Genomic DNA, 16,773 nt, shown 5'->3' with positions numbered 1-16,773 from the left:
TGGTTAGAAAACCCTCTTTCTCCATCTTACACCTTGGTAAAATTTTTTTAAAGGGGTTTCTTTTTCGTTTTCACTCGGGCCGCTGCTTATATGGCCGGCTCGTCGGCCTGTTTCGTTTCTTCAAAATATGAGGCCAGCACATTTTCCACATTCGTCAGATGATTGTGCATCGCCTGTTCTGCTTTTTGGCCGTCTTTTTCCATCACAGCCTGATAGATGGCATCGTGTTCCTCATAAAGGCGCTTAACGGTTGTGTTCTTCGAGAACAGCCAAATTTTGCGCGTCTCCCTCATCGTCTCAATTAAGAGTGATGACACATGATTCATCAAGCCTTTCAGCAGATCGTTTTGCGAGGCGCCGGCAAGCGCAAGATGAAACGCGAGGTCGGCTTTTTCGCCAAGTTCGCCGTTCCCATCCGCCTGCTTCATATCCTCAAGTGCGGCCTGCATGCGCCCGAGATCTTCTTCTGTGCGTTTTTGAGCCGCACTTGAAACAGCTCCGATTTCAAGAATCTTACGGACTTCGAGCAGTTCAGCGACGTCTTTCTTTTTCATCAAAAGCGCAGCCGAAAGGGGGATGGAAATTTGCTCAGGCTCAAACCTTTTCACATACGTTCCTTCCCCCTGCTTCATTTCGACCATCCCCATCGCTTTTAACGCAGACAGCGCTTCCCTGACGGCCGAACGGCTGACCTGAAAGCTTTCGGCGAGCGCCTGAACGGAGTCAAGCTTATCACCTGGCTCAAGCTCTCCGCTTTTAATCGATTCAAGAAGCGCTTCTGCGACTTCTTCGTATATTTTTTTCGTCTTGATTTGTTTGTATTTCAACTTTTTTCACCTCGTAACCAGACTGGGCATGATGCGCTATTTTTTATTATACCGTTCTTTCCGTCCGGAACATATAGACTTCGGCTCCATGCAAAAAAAGATTGTAATTTATGACATTGAGAAATATAATGCTAAATGATCAGTCTTATCATCATGTCATCAGATGACTGAGTGAGACTTTGAACAAAGGGGGAATTGGAGATGGGATGGACGCAAGATTATACTCCGCTGGGGAACAGTTTGCTGCTCTCTTCGCTTGCAGCGCTTATACCGATTTTGTATTTTTTCTGGGCTCTGGCAATCAAAAGAATGAAAGGGCATACAGCGGGTGTGTCGACTTTGCTGATTGCGCTCGCGCTGGCCGTTTTCGTATACGGCATGCCCGCTCATCAGGCTGTGATGTCGGCTTCACAAGGGGCGGTTTACGGGCTGCTTCCGATCGGCTGGATCATTGTGACTTCCGTTTTTTTGTACAAGCTTACAGTCAAAACCGGCCAATTTGAAATCATCAGGAGCTCGGTATTATCGATCACAGATGACCGCCGTTTGCAAGCACTTTTGATAGCGTTTTCATTCGGGGCGTTTTTAGAAGGAGCGGCAGGCTTCGGCGCCCCTGTCGCGATCTCGGCCGCATTGCTTGTCGGCCTCGGCTTCAATCCGTTGTACGCGGCGGGCATATGCCTGATCGCCAACACGGCGCCTGTCGCTTTCGGAGCGATCGGCATTCCGATTATCGCGGTTGAAGGGCCGACGGGGATTCCTGCGATGGACATTTCAAAAATGGTCGGACGCCAGCTCCCATTTTTATCTGTATTTATTCCGTTTTATTTGATTATCATCATGAGCGGCTTGAAAAGGGCTTGGGAAGTGCTGCCGGCGATTCTCGTGTCGGGTGTCTCTTTTGCCGTTACACAGTATGTAAGCTCAAACTTTCTGGGGCCTGAGCTCCCGGATATTTTGTCAGCCATCGTATCGCTTATCGCGCTCGCTGTATTCTTAAAATTTTGGAAACCGAAAACGATATTCAGATTTTCACATGAAAAGGAAATGGCCGCTGCCGCGGAGGCGCAGCAGCTTGAACATCAAAAGGCCTCATACTCGGCTGGGCAGATTTTCAAGGCGTGGACACCGTTTTTGCTGCTCACGGCAATGGTCTCCATCTGGGGAATTCCAGCTGTCAAACAGGCGCTGACAGGCCATTACGAAGGGTCAAATCCATTGCTGCTGTTCATTAGTGATATCGGCGGCAGGCTGACGTTCGCGCCCGGTGTGCCTTTTTTGCACAATCAAATTCTCGATGGCTCCGGAAAACCGCTTGAAGCTCTTTATAAACTTGATCTCGCCGGATCTGCGGGAACGGCGATCCTGATTGCCGCCGTACTGACAAAGTTTGTCACAGGCATGCCTTGGAAAGAATGGGGCGCCGTGTTTACAGAATCGCTGAAAGAACTCGGCAAGCCGATATTAACGATCGCTTCCGTTGTCGGTTTTGCCTATGTCACCAACTCTTCGGGCATGAGCACAACACTTGGCATGTCCCTTGCGATGACGGGTTCAATGTTCGCATTCTTTTCTCCCGTTCTTGGCTGGCTCGGCGTCTTTATAACCGGTTCAGATACGTCGGCCAATTTGCTTTTCGGCAGTCTGCAAAAAGTGACGGCACAGTCGGTCGGAATGGAGCCGGTGCTGTCTGTGGCGGCCAACTCTTCGGGCGGCGTCACCGGAAAGATGATCTCTCCGCAGTCGATTGCTGTCGCCTGCGCAGCCGTCGGACTGGCAGGAAAGGAATCCGATTTGCTGCGCTTTACACTGAAACACAGCCTGTTTCTTCTGTTCCTGGTTTGCATGATCACGTTCCTGCAGCATCACCTGTTTGCGTGGATGATCCCGTAAAAAAGCCGCCGGCGTTCGTGCCGGACGGCTTCTTTATTGATATCTCTTTCTGACAGACGAAGGCAGTATATTAAGCTGATCGCGGTATTTGGCGACGGTCCGCCTCGATATGACGATGCCGTGCTTTTCGTTTAAAAGGTCGGCCAGCTTCTGGTCTGAAAGCGGTTTCATTTTATTTTCTTCATCGATCAGCCGACGAAGATGCGCTTTGACTGTGTGACTTGATGTATGTCCGTCAGCGGCATCCTTTACCTTCGCCGAAAAAAACCGTTTAAGCTCGCACAGCTCAAAAGGCGTCTGCACGATTTTCCCTTTGACTGCACGGCTTACTGTTGATTCGTGAACCCCGAGGGCATCGGCGACTTCTTTTAATGTGAGCGGCTTCAGTTCGTCTTTCCCTTTTAAAAAATAATCTTTTTGACGCACCATAATTTCCGCCATCACCCTCCGCATCGTTTCCCGTCTTTGCCTGAGGGCATTGTCGAGCCATTTCCACTGCTTGAACTTATCAGAGATATAAACGGTCGCCTCGTCTTTTGACTGGCGCTGCAAAAACGGCTCGTAAAACGCGTTAAGCTGGATATCGGGAAAAGAACGGCTGCTGAGCTCAAGCACCAATTTTCCATCCTCGGCTGAAATGATGACATCAGGCTCGATATAGACTCCGCCTTCATCCGTGCCATACATCAATCCGGGACGCGGCGACAGCTCTGCAACAAGATCTTGTATGTCCTGAAGCTCTGAGAGCGAAAGGCCCGCTCTCTCAGACAGCTCTTTCCATCCTTTTTTGGCAAACAGGTCAAAGTATAGGGAAATAACTTTTTCCGCTTTTGCCGTCTCCTTTGGCAGACGCTTTAATTGGATCAGGATGCATTCCTGAAGCGACCGCGCTCCGATGCCTGCCGGATCAAGAGTCTGCAGCTTGCCCAAGACTTCTTCCACTTCTTCTCTGGTGACAGCCAGCTCGGAAGCGATAAAGGCGATGTCTTCTGTCACATATCCGTTTCGATCAAGGGATTCGACCAGGTAGCTGAAAATCCGCTTTTCCCGGTTTGACAGCCGGAGATCGAGCGCCTGCTGTTTCAAGACGCTTTTGATATCTTCACGGGAATGCGCCGTCTCAGAGCGGCTCATTCCTTCATTTTGCAAATGACGATTCGTTTTATGGTAAAATGATCGGGGAATATCGGGGTCTTTTCGTTCGATCAGGGGGTTTTCCAATGAGAGTTCGTCAATCCGGCTGTTCAGCTCGGCCGACGAATACTGAAGCATATGAATGGCTTGGGCAAGCCCTTGCGTCAAGTGAAGTTTTGCCGTTTGCTGCTGCTGTACATGCAAGTTCATCATATCTCCCCTCCCACTATTAGTTTACACGATCGGTTCCGTACCGTATAGACTTAAAAAAGGAGTGTTACCATTGACAGAACTTTTCTCTGTACCCTATTTCATAGAAAATTTTAAAACCCATATTGAAATGCATCCAAATGAGGATAAAATTCACGCAATGAACAGCTACTACCGTTCAGTCGTGTCAACGCTTGTCCAAGACCAGCTGACAAAAAACGCGGTCGTCTTAAAACGGATTCAGCATTTGGATGAAGCCTACAACAAAGTAAAGCGCGAAGAAGCATAGCAAAAAAACCGCCTGTCATACGTGAACAGGCGGTTTTTCTGCTTCTTCCGGATTGTTTTGAATCAGTTTTGTACTCGGGATATCCTTCATCCATGTGTTGTAGTAATTTGCGTTTTTTCCGTAGGAGTTGTCAATCACGACATTTTCTTTTCCGAGCAGACACGATAAGATGTGGCCGTGCAGCCTTGAAGTAACGACGGATTCATAGCGGTTGAAAAAACGGATTGATTTGTCGACGAGGCTGTCCGAATAGCGTTTCCAATAAGAAGCGATCGGCAGCGGATTGCCGGCTTTTTTGTTGAGGACATTGATCGTCTGCAAGCGTTTGATTCCGCGTTTGTCGCCTTCTGACAAGATAACGTTCCAATCGTACGTATCCGGCTCCTCTGCTTTTTGCAGGCTGCTGTTTGCTTCTTTGTCGGTTCTGATCAACCGCAGAACGGACTCAGAAGGCTTTTCGGCAGGTGCCGCGATCGGCCAGAGCTGGTGAGCCATATCGGGCATCATTCTGATGTTTTTCACCCCTTCGAAATGCTTGAGAGCAAATTCGAAGGATGCCTTTTCCCGCGTGAATAAGTGCAGATCCGGGTGAGCCGCCAAAATGCCGCGCGTTTTTTTTGCATTTTCTTCATGTTCATAATAAATCGACTGCGGCAGAATGACGATCCGGTGGTCGGGGTAATGTTCGACAACCCGTTCCCTGAACTGCTGAAAGTGAGGGTACAAATCGCCGAAATTGCCGCCCCCCTGACAAACGATGATGGCGTCCTTTGGAATGCGGCGGCCCGGAATAAAATTCTCTGCATTCCATCTTTCGCGCACCTTGATGCCGTATGCTTCAAAAAAAGCTTCCGTTCCTTTCATGATCAATAAGTCTCCGACGTTTCCATAGAGCGGGTAGTCCAAGTAAACGACTGATGAATGTCTTGGGATGACATCCAAAATTTCTGCCAGCTTATGCTTTAAGCTGTCCATGGAATATGTAATCGCCATGTTTAGCACCTCATTTATATTTAATCCGGTCGGCCACGATTTGAATCACCCGGTCCTGCTCTTTTCGCGTCATACTTGATCCTGACGGCAGGCAGAGCCCGCGCTGAAATAAGTCGCAGCAGACAGAGCCTTGGTCATCGTGCGGATAAAAGGCCGCTCCTTTAAAAAGGGGCTGTCTGTGCAACGGCTTCCATAACGGCCGGGCTTCAATGTTTTCATTTGCGAGCTGTTCAATGATGTCCGCCGGTGTTGTTTGAATCTTTGCTGTATCAAACGTTAATGTCGTGAGCCAGCGGTTTGACATGCCGGCTTCAGGCATGAATTCTATACCTTCGATACCGGCGAGCGCCTCCTGATAGCGCTCGAAGATCGCCCGTCTGGCGTGTACCCTGTCATCCAGGACGGCGAGCTGAGCGATACCGATTCCGGCCAGGACATTGCTCATCCGGTAATTGTAGCCCGCTTTTTCGTGCTGATAATGAATGGCGGGCTCGCGCGCCTGAGTGGCTAAAAAGCGCGCCTTCTTCAAAGCGTCTTCATCATCGCTGACAAGCATTCCTCCGCCTGATGTGGTGATGATTTTGTTGCCGTTGAACGAATAAATGCCGAAGCGTCCGAAGGTTCCGCTTTTTCTGCCCTTATAAACAGAACCGAGCGATTCGGCCGCATCTTCAATAACAGGGACGGCAAATCGATCGCAAAGCGCGATAATCTCGTCTATTTTCGCGCTTTGGCCGTACAAGTTGACGACGATGACGGCTTTCGGAAGATTTCTGGCCCGCTCCGCTTCGTCGAGCGCCCGTTCAAGCGCCTCGGGCGACATGTTCCATGTATCCCGTTCAGAATCGATGAAAACCGGCTCAGCCTGCTCATATATAATCGGATTGGCGCTCGCTACAAACGTAAAGGAAGAACAGAAGACCGTATCGCCTTTGCCGACGCCGAGCAATTTCAACGCCAGGTGGATTGCGGCTGTTCCTGAGCTGACTGCCGCGGCACCGGACGTCCCCGCATAGGCGGCAAGCTTTTCTTCGAATGTATCGACAAGGGGACCGAGCGGCGCGATCCAGTTTGTCCGAAACGCTTCAGCTACATAGCGCTCTTCGTCTCCGCTCATGTGCGGCGGGGATAAATAAATTCGCTTATTCTGACTCATGTTTTTCACCCTTTTTACTGCTGTGATATTTAATTTTTCTTGCAGGGACTCCGACAGCGGTACAATCATCAGGAATGTCGTGAATGACGGATGATCCCGCTCCCGTTACGCTCCAGCGGCCGATTGTCTTTCCGGGAATGACCGCCGTTCCCGCTCCGAGATGAGCGCCTTCCATAACTGTCACACCGCCGGTTAACACCGTTCCCGGCGAAAGATGAACGTAATCGCCGATCCGGTTGTCATGTTCGACGATCACACCTGTGTTGACAATCGTGTGGATGCCGATGTGGGCATCCGCTTGAATAACGCTCGACGCCATGACAACGGCGCCGTTTTGAATCCGGGCCGAACCGCTGATCACGGCGGACGGATGAATCAAAACCGCATACCGGTCAAGTGGAAGGCCGAGACGTTCATACAGCTTCTTTCTGATGCCGTTTTGACCGACAGCTAAGACGAACTTCACGTCCGGATGCAATCGCGCAAGTTCTTCTGCTGCGCTTGAAGGCCCGCGATACAGACCGTTCTCGACATGAAGCTCCGCATACCGGTCATCGAGAATACCGGCAAGCGCAGTATCAGGCCGTGCTTTTACAAGATCCAGAACGACTTTCCCATGGCCGCCGGCTCCGATGATCACCACATTTTGCATCAGGCATTCCTTCTCCCCGTAAATTTTTCTGCTGTCACATGGCGGTCCTGGCTGACGCCTTCCGACTTCAAGACTTTTACGATAGTCAACAAAAGGATTTTGAGATCAAGCAAAAAAGAACGATGATCCACATACCAGACATCAAGTTCAAACTTTTCCTCCCATGTCACTTTATTTCTCCCGTTGATCTGCGCCCAGCCCGTGATGCCCGGCTTGACTTCATGCCGTCTCCATTGCCGCTTCGTATAGAGGGGAATATACTCCATCAAAAGCGGCCGCGGCCCGACGAGGCTGAGATCTCCTTTGATGACGTTGATCAGCTGCGGCAATTCGTCGAGGCTCGTTTTTCTGATCAGCCGCCCCGTCTTTGTCAGCCGTTTTTCATCGCTTAGCAGATTGCCTGCTTCATCTCTTTCATCAGTCATTGTTCTGAATTTATATAATGTAAAAGGCTCGCCATTCAGCCCCGGACGGGTTTGGCGAAATAAAACAGGCGAGCCGATTTTCCATCTGATAAGGCAAGCTGTCAGGATCATGGCCGGACTGAGCGCGATCAGCAAAATAACCGACAATGAAAGATCGAAAAACCGTTTCGCTAGCACGAAAAACGCACCCCTTTCTTTTATTTAAAAAATCCCTTTTGAAACGGGAAGGATAAAGAGCATCGAAATGCTTGGAGCCTTGTTGTGACAATATGCCGTTCCGCTTTCGTCAACATGACGAAATAGGCAAACAGGCCGTATGTCCCCGTCGCAGCAAGCGCCGTGACAAACAGGGACAGCAGGCTGTCGATTGCAAATAAGTATTGAAGAGCGTAACAGACAGCCAAGGTAAATGAAGCACCGGCAACCGGCCTGTATATACCTTTATAAAAAACCCTTTTTCTTTCACCCGTAATCTTTGACGCATAAATCGGAGTGAAGACGACATTTTTCAGCATTAAAGCTGCCGCACCGGCCAGCGCAATTCCGTAAAGGCCGAGTCCCGCCGGTCCGCTCAGCACGATGGCAAGCAGCAAATTGACAACGCCGAAGGCAACCGTGGTCAGCGCCGGTGTTCTCAGCTTGTTATAGGCGGTAAAAATATAAAAAAGCGGCGCCGGGCTTAATGAAACAACCAAATAACCCGCATGTATCAGTAAAAGCCATTTCAAATGTTCGAATGAAGGGCCAAGCCACAGCGACAGAAACGGGCCGGCAAGCCCGCCCAGAAGCGCAGCCGGCAAAGCGAGCAGAATGCCGTTAATTCTGACGGCCTGGTTGGCATAGCGGACGAGCCCTTCTTTGTCGCCTTTTGAATAATAGAGTGTAATCGTAGGTGAAAATACGGCCGCAAGCGTTCCCGAAAGCGTCCGCAATAACAGCGGAAACTGAATGATCGCGGCGTACATGCCGGATTCGGAAACCCCCAGCATCACATTCGCCACCATTAAATCGATTTGCAGAAACAGCAGGACGCCGACTTGGCTGACGGAGCTCCATCCTCCCGCTTGAAGCAGTTTTTTGCACTTTGCAAACGACATATCCCTCACACGAAACGTAAACCATGGGATCAATTTCTTAAAGAAAAAGATCGACAGGATGCACGCCGAAGCGGTTGCGATAAGAGCGGCGAGCTGAATGTGCCAGATCTTCGGTGCAAACCACGCGAAAATCAACAATACGCTCAAGACGCGAATCAGCATTTGGACGGCCTGGATCGTGCTTGTAATATAGATTTTATTGGCAAAAAACGGACCGGCGGCAAATCCCGACATCACAAAGGTCAATAAAAACAGCAGGCTCCCGATCAAAAGCGCGATCTGCACATCCCCCAAAAGACCGGCGGGAACGCGAATGATCTGATCGATAAAAAACACCGTGCCGCCAAGCGGAAAAAACAAGATGACCGAAAGCACCAGTGATGAAACGATGTAGGTATTCATATAGCCCCTCGCTTCATCAAGCGCCCCCCTGTGGGCGGAAACAGAAAAAAACCGGACAACGACCGCGCTCAAGGCAACCGTAATAATCGAAAAGTAATTGATCATATTCTGCGTGAGATGGACAAACCCAAACGCCTCAACACCGAGGTTCTTGATGACATAAGGCGTCAGCCACATCGAAAACAGCACCGATAATAAAAAAGACGCCACATTGGCGCCGAGATTCAAAATAAATGTCTTATTCAAAAGGCTCATCCCTTACTGGGCAGATTTCGTTTAAAAAACAATTCGAGCAGGATCGGAATATTCAGCTTGCATAGCAGTAAAACGAGCCGTTGGCCGATTAAAAGATTGCGGTTGCGGAGAGACGTTGATTTGACGCACGACTGCACCATCCGGTAAGACAAAATGTCTTTAATGTGCCGCCTCACCTGCTTTGAAGGCTTCGGTTCCGCACAGGCATTGGCTAAAAGCATCGGAATTTGATGTTTGCATGTGTACGTTTCCAGATCGTCCGCACATTCATCCAAAAGCTGAAACGTCTCATAGAATCTCCTTTTCGCCCGGTACTGCCTTTTCAGGCTTTCGTCCATGTACGGTTTAAACGGCACCTCCGTCAGGCTATCCGGATTGCACCTGTACATGTAGTAGCCGTCATCGATCGCTCTCACCCGTTTCGCTGCATAAAAGGCGTACAAATTGAACGGCGAATCCTCTGCAAAACGAATGTCCTCAAAAAAGTACAACTGGTTTTTCTTCAGCAGGTCGCGCCTGTACAAATTCCGCCACACATACCAGATGAAGCGGGTTTCGTGCGCCTTTTTGAGCTCGCGTTTAATATCCCAGCTCAACAAGAGACGATCGGTCGGCAGCGGCGGCGGGAAATAGGTGTCTTCCGCATCGGAATGTTTATGATACCCGCACATGACGATATCAAGGTCGTCTTTTTTGGCAGCGGCGTACATGTTTTCAAACATGGCAGACAATACAAAATCATCACCGTCGACAAATCCCACATAATCTCCTGTCGCGGCTTGAAGACCGGCATTTCTCGCCGAGCTCAGCCCGCCGTTTTTTTTATGAATCACTTTCACTCTGGCATCCAGGCTGCAGTACTTTCTCGCTATCTCCCCGGATCTGTCGGGAGAGCCGTCATCGACAAGGATGATTTCAATATTTTTCAGCGTCTGCCTGCGCAGCGAATCGACGCATTCTTCTATATAATCTTCGACATTGTACATCGGAACAATGATACTGACGAATGGCTTCATTGGACATCACCCATAATTTTCTGTCTTAAATCTGTGAAATAATGCTCCCTTGACGGAGTCTCACGATACGAATCACCGGTCTTAATCAGCTCTTCAATTGCGCCGAGAACCTCTGCCGCATCGGGATTTTCCACAAGCTTCATCGAAGGAACGCTTTTCAGCCAGCGAAAGCCTTCAAGCACCTTATGATCAAAAGAGCGGATCACAACGCACGGCGTCCCTGTAATCGCACAAAAAATCATGCCGTGCAGCCTGTCTGTCACAACGACCTCCGCACCTCTCAGCTGATCCCAAAGCCGATTCAGCTCCTTCTCGCGGGACATGCGGCTGACCCTCCTGCCGATCGTCGTTGTAAAAGTTTGCACGCCGCCGTATTCGTCGCCGACAGCCTTCATCAGCTTTTCACGCTCTTCCGGTCTGAGAAAGCTTTCTTTATCCTCTCTTAAACAAACCAGCACACCGTCTCTTTCAGACTGCTGTTCTTTCTTTAAATAAAGCACCATATCAGGCTGCTTCACAATCGTTTGCTTTGAAAAATGCTGTTTCATAAATTGATAGGTTGTATCATCGCGCGCCATCATAAACAGCCGGCGATGGGAGTTGTAGACTTTTTTCGCTCTTTTCAGCTCCTTTTTGCCGCGGGGCGTCTCGGAAAAGTGCGCGGTGGCTGGGAGCTGGACAATTTTATAATGCTTGAATGTTTTGATAATAAAGCGCCTCGTCCATTCCTCATTGCGGTACAAATCCCCCATATTTCCTCCGCCGATGATGAACACCATATCCTCGGGGTGGCGGATGCGCATGAGGGCTTTTGCATGTTTGTAAATATCGTTGATGCCGATTTCAATTAATTCAAAATCGGGAAACTCGTTTTCTATGAATGTCCGGCTTGCCAAGGCAATCGCGTGATCTCCCAAATTATCATGGGACGGAATTAAAGTCAGAATGATTTTTTTCTTGCCTTTGTATTGATCAAAACGCTTCAAACCCGGCGTTCCCATCACATATTCAGAAGGATATTTCACCTTGAGCAAAAGCCATTCTGCAAGATTGATCTTCAGTTCCTGAAAGGTCATTTCCTCACCGCCTATTTCTTCATTCTGTGCTCGATCATTTTCTGGTAAATGGCCGCAAATCCATACACTGCCGGCATAAACCGCAAGCGAATCAGCATAAGGAGAAGCTTCTTCTTCGAATCGAATGCCGACATGTCCACCGCGGGAATTTTCCCCCTGAATTCCGGACAGGCGCATATGCTGCGGATATTTTTATATTTTTCTATTGAAGGATTTTGGTTTCGGCTCTTGCATTCATTTAAAATACTGATGCAGCCGTGGTTGACGATAAAGACGTGCAGCGCCTCCTTTAAAGCCGGAAGCTCTCCGTGCTTTGTCAGGCAGTCAAGGTTCGCTTCATAAAGAGCGAGCCCGTCTTCAAACAGCCCCGCCTGATACTTTTGGACGATGGACGACAGGTGGACCCTGTAATGATAAAGCGGCTTAGTCACGAACGCCGCCGTATTCGCATATAGAAGGCATCTGAAGCTGAAGTATTGATCTTCGATGTTTTCCAGCTCGTCGCGCAGCGGGAAAACGAGCTTATGCTGCTCAATCAGGCTCCGCCTGTAGAGCTTGTTCCAGGAAAAGCCGCTTACTTGACCCTTTAATAAAGCTTTTATGAATGCCTCTTTCGGCTTTCCTTCATAGTTTTTCCCGATGTCCGGGCAGACCGTTTTTCCGGTATCCTGAATTTCGACGGCATAATCACAGATGACAAGGTCGGCATCCTCATCCTTTGCTTTTTCATACATAGATTGGCAATAGTCCGGCTCAATCCAGTCGTCGGAGTCGATGAATGCCAAGAACTCGCCTGACGCCGCTTCGATCCCTTTATTGCGGACAGCGCCGAGGCCCTGATTCTCCTGCCGAATCGTTTTGATGCGTCCGTCCTTTCGGGCGTAATGATCAATGATCTTCTGGCTTCCGTCTGTTGAACCGTCATTAACGATAATGATTTCGATATTTTTTAAGGTCTGGCTGATCAGCGATTGCAAACAATTCGGCAAAAAAGCTTCTGTATTATAAACAGCGACCAGTAGACTAACTGCTGGATTTTCCAATGTGATGACTCCTTTGTCGAAATTTTCACAAGACCTAAACGGCCTATTCCGCTATTCAACGTTCAAAAATCGTTCTGTAAGGCAATACCGACGAGTCGAACGGCATGAGCATAAAGCTGTATAAGAAGTAACAGATCAAAATCAAAACATACAGAAGCGCGTTCGATTTCGGTTCGAAAATACGTACAAAATAAGGAACGAGAATCAGCTGATAGAGCCCGAAATAAATGTTGAACCTCGCAAAAATGACATCCTTTGTCGCCAAAATTCCGAACAGGAAACCGATCAGACAAAGGTTGACGATATAATCGACTTCGGGCCAGCGTTTTCTGAGCTGCTCCCTGAAGCAGAATGCAAGTACGAGCGGGAGAAGAAGAACGATGATTTTAATGGCGTTCATGCCGTTCGTATTTTTCATCAGCCATTCTTCGTAATGTCCGTATTGACTGTTTTCAAGCACGACAAGGAATACGGACAAAAATTTTTGATACAGAAAAGTTCCCGCCAAAAATAAGAGCATGAGGCACCAGAGGACAGGCGACCACGCTTTTCTTCTGACGATGAAATAGACAGGAATCATGATCAAAGCCGAAGAATGAAAAAGCGAACAGATCAGCACGACGATCATATAGCGCACCAGCTTCCCATCGATCAGATACCGGACCGCCCAAAACAGAATGGCCGCCGCCATGTATTGGCGAATACCGTTAAACGAAGCGTAATAGTGAAACATGCCGATAAAGAGAAACATGCTCAACTCAAACGGCCTTCCATACACATATAGCGTCTTGACGATATAGATATAGGTAATCGCGGCAACGACGGCAAACATGAGCGCCGGATCGGCTGAAATCTGGTTTAATATCCATAAGAGTGCGGTAAATCCGGGATCTGTCGACGACTTATCTGTTCCGAAACCGAAGATCTCCCAAATGTTGTTGTATTTTCCGGCTAATTCGTAAAGCAGCATATAGGTGTGGTAATCCGTTCCGACCTTGTATCTTAAGCCGGCAACGATAATCAAAGACGCGAGCGGAACGACGGTGAGGATCGCATTCGGACGGTAGCCCGTCGGCAGCCTGTGATCTTCCCTGCCGTACATTTTCGCAAACCATGACCAGATGAAAACAATCCCCATATTCAACATGTAAACAGACATACACTCACTGTCCTTCTGCCGCGGAGATTGAATAGATGTCCATCAGTCTCGCCAAATTTGCTTTTGCATTATAGCCTCTCTCTGCCAGGCTTCTCTCAATCTCCGGCCATGCAGGCTTTTTCGCCTGAGCGGCACGGCTGATATCCTCAGCCCACCGTTCAAAGCCGGCATTTAAGCTGAGACGGGTCAGCAGGCCGAGTCCCAAATCGGTTTCCTCTGTAATATGGTCTGATACAATACAAGGAAGCCCTGACGCCTGCGCTTCGACGAGTACGAGAGGGAGCCCTTCAAACAAAGACGGCATGGCAAATACATCAAACGTCTGCATGAGAGCCGGGATATCTTCGACGACGCCGAGAAACAGAATGTCGTCTTTTACACCGAGAGCGGCGGCTTTTTCTTCCATCTGTCTGCGCAGCGGACCATCACCTGCGAACACCGCTTGAAAAGGCGTGCCCGATTTCTTGAAATGAGCGGCAAGCCCGAGCAGAAACGCGTGGTTTTTCTGTTCAAAAAAACGGCCGACATGTCCGATAACCAATGCGTCTTCCTTGATGCCGAAGCTCTTTTTTGCATCCGTCTTTGAAACGCCATTCGCTTCTTTGAAGCGGTCAAGTTCAATCCCGTTTTGCAAAAGATGGACCGCGTTTTCGCCCATCTTTTTTCCGCCGAATAAAAAACGCCCGGCATCTTTGCCGCAAGCGCACAGAGCCGTAGCACTGGAGAAAATCAAACGGCGGAATGCGAGGAGCTGCCATGTATCCCAAAACCGGGGGTTAGGCTTCCAGGCCGTGTTGTGGGAATGACAGACCCTCACCGGAACGCCGGCGAGCTTGGCCGCCAATGCGGCAAACCCCGTCTGAAAATCCGTATGGGCGTGCACGGCGGCATATGGCCCTTTCTCAACCAAAATCCTTCTGATGTTTTTGATGTAGGCGAGAGGCCCCGACCGCCCGATGCTTGGTACATAAAACACCCGGCCGCCGCGCGTGATGATCTCCGGATCATAATCGCACGTTTCTTCCCGGTGGGAAATAAAATCAAATTGAATATGCCGCCTGTCTGTATGGCGGTATATATTCATAATCATCGTCTCCGCTCCGCCGCGGTTCATTCCGCTTACGATGTGAAGCACCCGTTCTGGTCTCACGCTTCCGTCATTCATGTTTTACGACCCCTCCGCCTTCATTCATCAATCTTCTTTTATGGTATTTGTTCATGATAAAAGGAGGCATGAGCCCCCTGATGATGGGTTTCATCATATAAATGTAGTCTGAGAGCGGCAGCTTCAGCCGTCTGCAGGCGGCAAAGACGATAAACGCATTGTCAATCGAGTAGCTGAACTTTCTCCTTTTAAACGCCGATTCGTCTTCCCTTACTTTGTATAAAGCTTCCTGAAGGTTATAGCCCGTGTAGCCCGCTTCAAAAAAACGGAGCCACAAATCGATATCTTCCATCCTTCTTGTTCTCCGGCCGACCCGATAGCCGTCCAGCGCCTCGTACACTTCCGCTCTCATCATGATCGTCGCATGGCAAAACGGCGTTCCTTTCGCCATGATTCTCGGCCCGGGAGAGGGAGGAAGCATTCTGACGCCTCTGATCCCGTTTTCGTCGAAGGCCATCATTCCGCTGCCGACGACATGATAATGAGATTGTGATTCAAGAAATGCGACCTGTTTTTCAAAACGCCTTGGCAAAGAGATGTCATCTCCGTCCTGGCGCGCGATATATTTCCCGCCGGCGTACCGGAGACAGTGGTTTAGCGAAGCAGCCAGCCGCTGATTCTTCTCGTTTTTAATCAGCTTGATCTTATCTGCGTAATGATCGGCATACCGCCTGGCAACAGCATATGTCCCATCTGTTGATGCATCGTCGCATATAATCAGTTCCCAATTTTTATAGGTTTGATTTAAAATCGACTCGATGCTCTCTGCGATCGTGTCCTCACAATTGTAGACTCCCATAATGACAGAAACTTTCGGCTTTTGACCCCCTGTCATCCTTTCAGCCTCCTTTCAACTGTTTCATGATCCATAAAGGAAGAGTAAATGCCCGCCATTTCTTTGACGGTGCGCTGCTGGGAAAAAGCGGCGGCCGTTCGTCTCCCCGCGTCCCCCATCTTTTTTCGCAAAGAAGGCAGACGGTACAGCTGCAAAATTCGGTCGCTGAACGTTCCGGCGTCTCCCTGCGGAATCAAAAATCCGTTCACGCCCTCTTGAATAACTTCCCGGTGTCCGCGGTTGTCCGCTGCAACGGCGGGCTTTCCTGCCGCCATTCCTTCCAGGAGGTTCATGCCGAGCCCTTCCCTGATGCTTGAAGCGACAGACACATCGGCAAGCTGAATCCATTCGTGGATGTTTTTTTGAAAACCTGCAAACGTGACGGTCGAAGAAACGCCTTTTTGTTCAGCGAGACTTCGGTATTTTTCTTCCATCTGCCCTTTTCCTGCAAACACGAGCTTTAAGTTTGGGGCTCTATCTTTTAAAGCAGCCGCCGTTTCGATGAGCAGCGCCTGGTTTTTATTCGCGTTCAGTTCCGCGGGATATATGAGAATAAAGTCGTCTTCTTTGAAACCGTATGTTTTCCTGAGCAGCATTTTCTCTGTTTCGCTGACAGGATGAAAGCGCTCGGTATCGACGCCGATGCCATGAATTTTTTCTGTTCGCAGCGCCTTGCGCAAGCCTTTTGCAAGGACGAAATCTTCTTCATTGATCGTGATTAGGCAATCGGTCAAAGCGGACAGCCCTTTTTCAATCGGATAGTATAGCAGCCAATTCTTTAAAGGTGCACCTTGGCAAAAGTGAAAACCGTGAGCGGTATAGATCACTTTCGTTCCCTCTTTTCTCTGTTTCCGGGCCGCAAGCCTTGCCAGCACGCCTCCCATCGGCGTATGGCAATGAATGATGCTGTACCGGTTTTCGTCAATGATGCGCGCCAGCTCCCGATAGGCTGCGATATTGCTTGCATTCAGAGGAGAACGCCTGATGTCGATATCAAATTTTTTGTCTGTATAAGGCAGTGCCATATCTCCTTTTGCGGCGATATGAACGTTCCACCCCTGCTCTTTAAACCATTTTAAATATGGGAGGTGGAAGGCCTTGAAATGGTAATCCACAGTAGCGCAAAACAAAACCGTTCTTGTCATG

The 16,773-nt window shown here is 49.2% G+C and carries 16 protein-coding genes; 2 read left to right on the top strand and 14 right to left on the bottom strand.

Features of this window, described 5'->3' with window-relative positions:
* Window positions 1-86: 86 nt before the first annotated feature.
* A complete protein-coding gene (locus M1E06_RS03405; RefSeq protein WP_020453015.1) occupies window positions 87-827 on the bottom strand; it encodes a FadR/GntR family transcriptional regulator in 741 nt (246 codons plus the stop codon).
* A 201-nt stretch (window positions 828-1,028) separates the two neighbouring features.
* Here M1E06_RS03405 and lutP point away from each other — a divergent pair, with 201 nt between their 5' ends.
* Window positions 1,029-2,720 carry an L-lactate permease LutP gene (gene lutP, locus M1E06_RS03400; RefSeq protein ID WP_020453016.1) on the top strand — a complete coding sequence of 564 codons (1,692 nt, stop codon included), beginning with the start codon at window positions 1,029-1,031 and terminating at the stop codon, window positions 2,718-2,720.
* A gap of 33 nt (window positions 2,721-2,753) precedes the next feature.
* Here the strand turns inward: lutP and rpoN are convergent, their stop codons facing one another.
* Window positions 2,754-4,064, bottom strand: coding sequence for an RNA polymerase factor sigma-54 (gene rpoN / locus M1E06_RS03395; protein ID WP_026580131.1), 1,311 nt, complete (start codon window positions 4,062-4,064; stop codon window positions 2,754-2,756).
* A gap of 73 nt (window positions 4,065-4,137) precedes the next feature.
* Here rpoN and yvfG point away from each other — a divergent pair, with 73 nt between their 5' ends.
* A complete protein-coding gene (gene yvfG / locus M1E06_RS03390; protein WP_003185491.1) occupies window positions 4,138-4,353 on the top strand; it encodes a protein YvfG in 216 nt (71 codons plus the stop codon).
* 15 nt (window positions 4,354-4,368) lie between these two features.
* Here the strand turns inward: yvfG and M1E06_RS03385 are convergent, their stop codons facing one another.
* From M1E06_RS03385 to M1E06_RS03330, 12 genes are read right to left on the bottom strand one after another with little or no spacing between them, the layout of a single operon-like run.
* Window positions 4,369-5,346 (bottom strand): polysaccharide pyruvyl transferase family protein, encoded by a 978-nt coding sequence (locus M1E06_RS03385; protein ID WP_020453018.1) that lies wholly within the window; start codon window positions 5,344-5,346, stop codon window positions 4,369-4,371.
* Between the two features lie 10 nt (window positions 5,347-5,356).
* The gene (locus M1E06_RS03380; RefSeq protein ID WP_020453019.1) at window positions 5,357-6,502 is read right to left on the bottom strand and encodes a DegT/DnrJ/EryC1/StrS family aminotransferase; all 1,146 of its coding nucleotides are present in this window, start codon (window positions 6,500-6,502) and stop codon (window positions 5,357-5,359) included.
* Complete coding sequence (locus tag M1E06_RS03375; protein ID WP_020453020.1) at window positions 6,489-7,154, bottom strand: acetyltransferase; 666 nt, start codon at window positions 7,152-7,154, stop codon at window positions 6,489-6,491. Before M1E06_RS03375 ends, M1E06_RS03380 begins: the two co-directional genes overlap by 14 nt.
* On the bottom strand, window positions 7,154-7,756 hold the full coding sequence (locus M1E06_RS03370; RefSeq protein ID WP_020453021.1) for a sugar transferase: 603 nt from the start codon (window positions 7,754-7,756) through the stop codon (window positions 7,154-7,156). The genes M1E06_RS03375 and M1E06_RS03370 overlap by 1 nt, the downstream gene beginning before the upstream one ends.
* 20 nt (window positions 7,757-7,776) lie before the next feature.
* Entirely contained in the window at window positions 7,777-9,333 is a 1,557-nt protein-coding gene (locus M1E06_RS03365) for an MATE family efflux transporter (RefSeq protein ID WP_031305047.1), read from the bottom strand.
* The gene (locus tag M1E06_RS03360; RefSeq protein WP_020453023.1) at window positions 9,330-10,349 is read right to left on the bottom strand and encodes a glycosyltransferase; all 1,020 of its coding nucleotides are present in this window, start codon (window positions 10,347-10,349) and stop codon (window positions 9,330-9,332) included. The genes M1E06_RS03365 and M1E06_RS03360 overlap by 4 nt, the downstream gene beginning before the upstream one ends.
* Window positions 10,346-11,425 (bottom strand): polysaccharide pyruvyl transferase family protein, encoded by a 1,080-nt coding sequence (locus M1E06_RS03355; RefSeq protein ID WP_020453024.1) that lies wholly within the window; start codon window positions 11,423-11,425, stop codon window positions 10,346-10,348. The genes M1E06_RS03360 and M1E06_RS03355 overlap by 4 nt, the downstream gene beginning before the upstream one ends.
* An 11-nt stretch (window positions 11,426-11,436) precedes the next feature.
* A complete protein-coding gene (locus M1E06_RS03350; protein ID WP_020453025.1) occupies window positions 11,437-12,468 on the bottom strand; it encodes a glycosyltransferase family 2 protein in 1,032 nt (343 codons plus the stop codon).
* Between the two features lie 55 nt (window positions 12,469-12,523).
* A complete protein-coding gene (locus M1E06_RS03345) occupies window positions 12,524-13,627 on the bottom strand; it encodes an EpsG family protein (RefSeq protein ID WP_020453026.1) in 1,104 nt (367 codons plus the stop codon).
* A gap of 4 nt (window positions 13,628-13,631) precedes the next feature.
* Window positions 13,632-14,792, bottom strand: a complete 1,161-nt coding sequence (locus tag M1E06_RS03340; protein ID WP_039073033.1) for a glycosyltransferase family 1 protein — start codon at window positions 14,790-14,792, stop codon at window positions 13,632-13,634.
* Window positions 14,785-15,627, bottom strand: a complete 843-nt coding sequence (locus M1E06_RS03335; RefSeq protein ID WP_020453028.1) for a glycosyltransferase family 2 protein — start codon at window positions 15,625-15,627, stop codon at window positions 14,785-14,787. The genes M1E06_RS03340 and M1E06_RS03335 overlap by 8 nt, the downstream gene beginning before the upstream one ends.
* Window positions 15,624-16,772, bottom strand: coding sequence for a glycosyltransferase family 4 protein (locus M1E06_RS03330; RefSeq protein ID WP_025810732.1), 1,149 nt, complete (start codon window positions 16,770-16,772; stop codon window positions 15,624-15,626). Before M1E06_RS03330 ends, M1E06_RS03335 begins: the two co-directional genes overlap by 4 nt.
* Window position 16,773: the final 1 nt, after the last annotated feature.

It is taken from the genome of Bacillus sp. AK124, from assembly GCF_053903085.1.
The sequence above is the reverse complement of the archived record's forward strand: the minus strand, read 5'-3'. Positions and strand labels throughout refer to the sequence as shown.

Coding starts and splice junctions, on each gene's coding strand:
- rpoN (WP_026580131.1), bottom strand. CDS start 4,064: ATGAACTTGCATGTACAGCAGCAGCAAACGGCAAAACTTCACTTGACG.
- M1E06_RS03355 (WP_020453024.1), bottom strand. CDS start 11,425: ATGACCTTTCAGGAACTGAAGATCAATCTTGCAGAATGGCTTTTGCTC.
- M1E06_RS03330 (WP_025810732.1), bottom strand. CDS start 16,772: ATGACAAGAACGGTTTTGTTTTGCGCTACTGTGGATTACCATTTCAAG.
- M1E06_RS03340 (WP_039073033.1), bottom strand. CDS start 14,792: ATGAATGACGGAAGCGTGAGACCAGAACGGGTGCTTCACATCGTAAGC.
- M1E06_RS03360 (WP_020453023.1), bottom strand. CDS start 10,349: ATGAAGCCATTCGTCAGTATCATTGTTCCGATGTACAATGTCGAAGAT.
- M1E06_RS03335 (WP_020453028.1), bottom strand. CDS start 15,627: ATGACAGGGGGTCAAAAGCCGAAAGTTTCTGTCATTATGGGAGTCTAC.
- M1E06_RS03380 (WP_020453019.1), bottom strand. CDS start 6,502: ATGAGTCAGAATAAGCGAATTTATTTATCCCCGCCGCACATGAGCGGA.
- lutP (WP_020453016.1), top strand. CDS start 1,029: ATGGGATGGACGCAAGATTATACTCCGCTGGGGAACAGTTTGCTGCTC.
- M1E06_RS03345 (WP_020453026.1), bottom strand. CDS start 13,627: ATGTCTGTTTACATGTTGAATATGGGGATTGTTTTCATCTGGTCATGG.
- M1E06_RS03365 (WP_031305047.1), bottom strand. CDS start 9,333: ATGAGCCTTTTGAATAAGACATTTATTTTGAATCTCGGCGCCAATGTG.
- M1E06_RS03385 (WP_020453018.1), bottom strand. CDS start 5,346: ATGGCGATTACATATTCCATGGACAGCTTAAAGCATAAGCTGGCAGAA.
- M1E06_RS03375 (WP_020453020.1), bottom strand. CDS start 7,154: ATGCAAAATGTGGTGATCATCGGAGCCGGCGGCCATGGGAAAGTCGTT.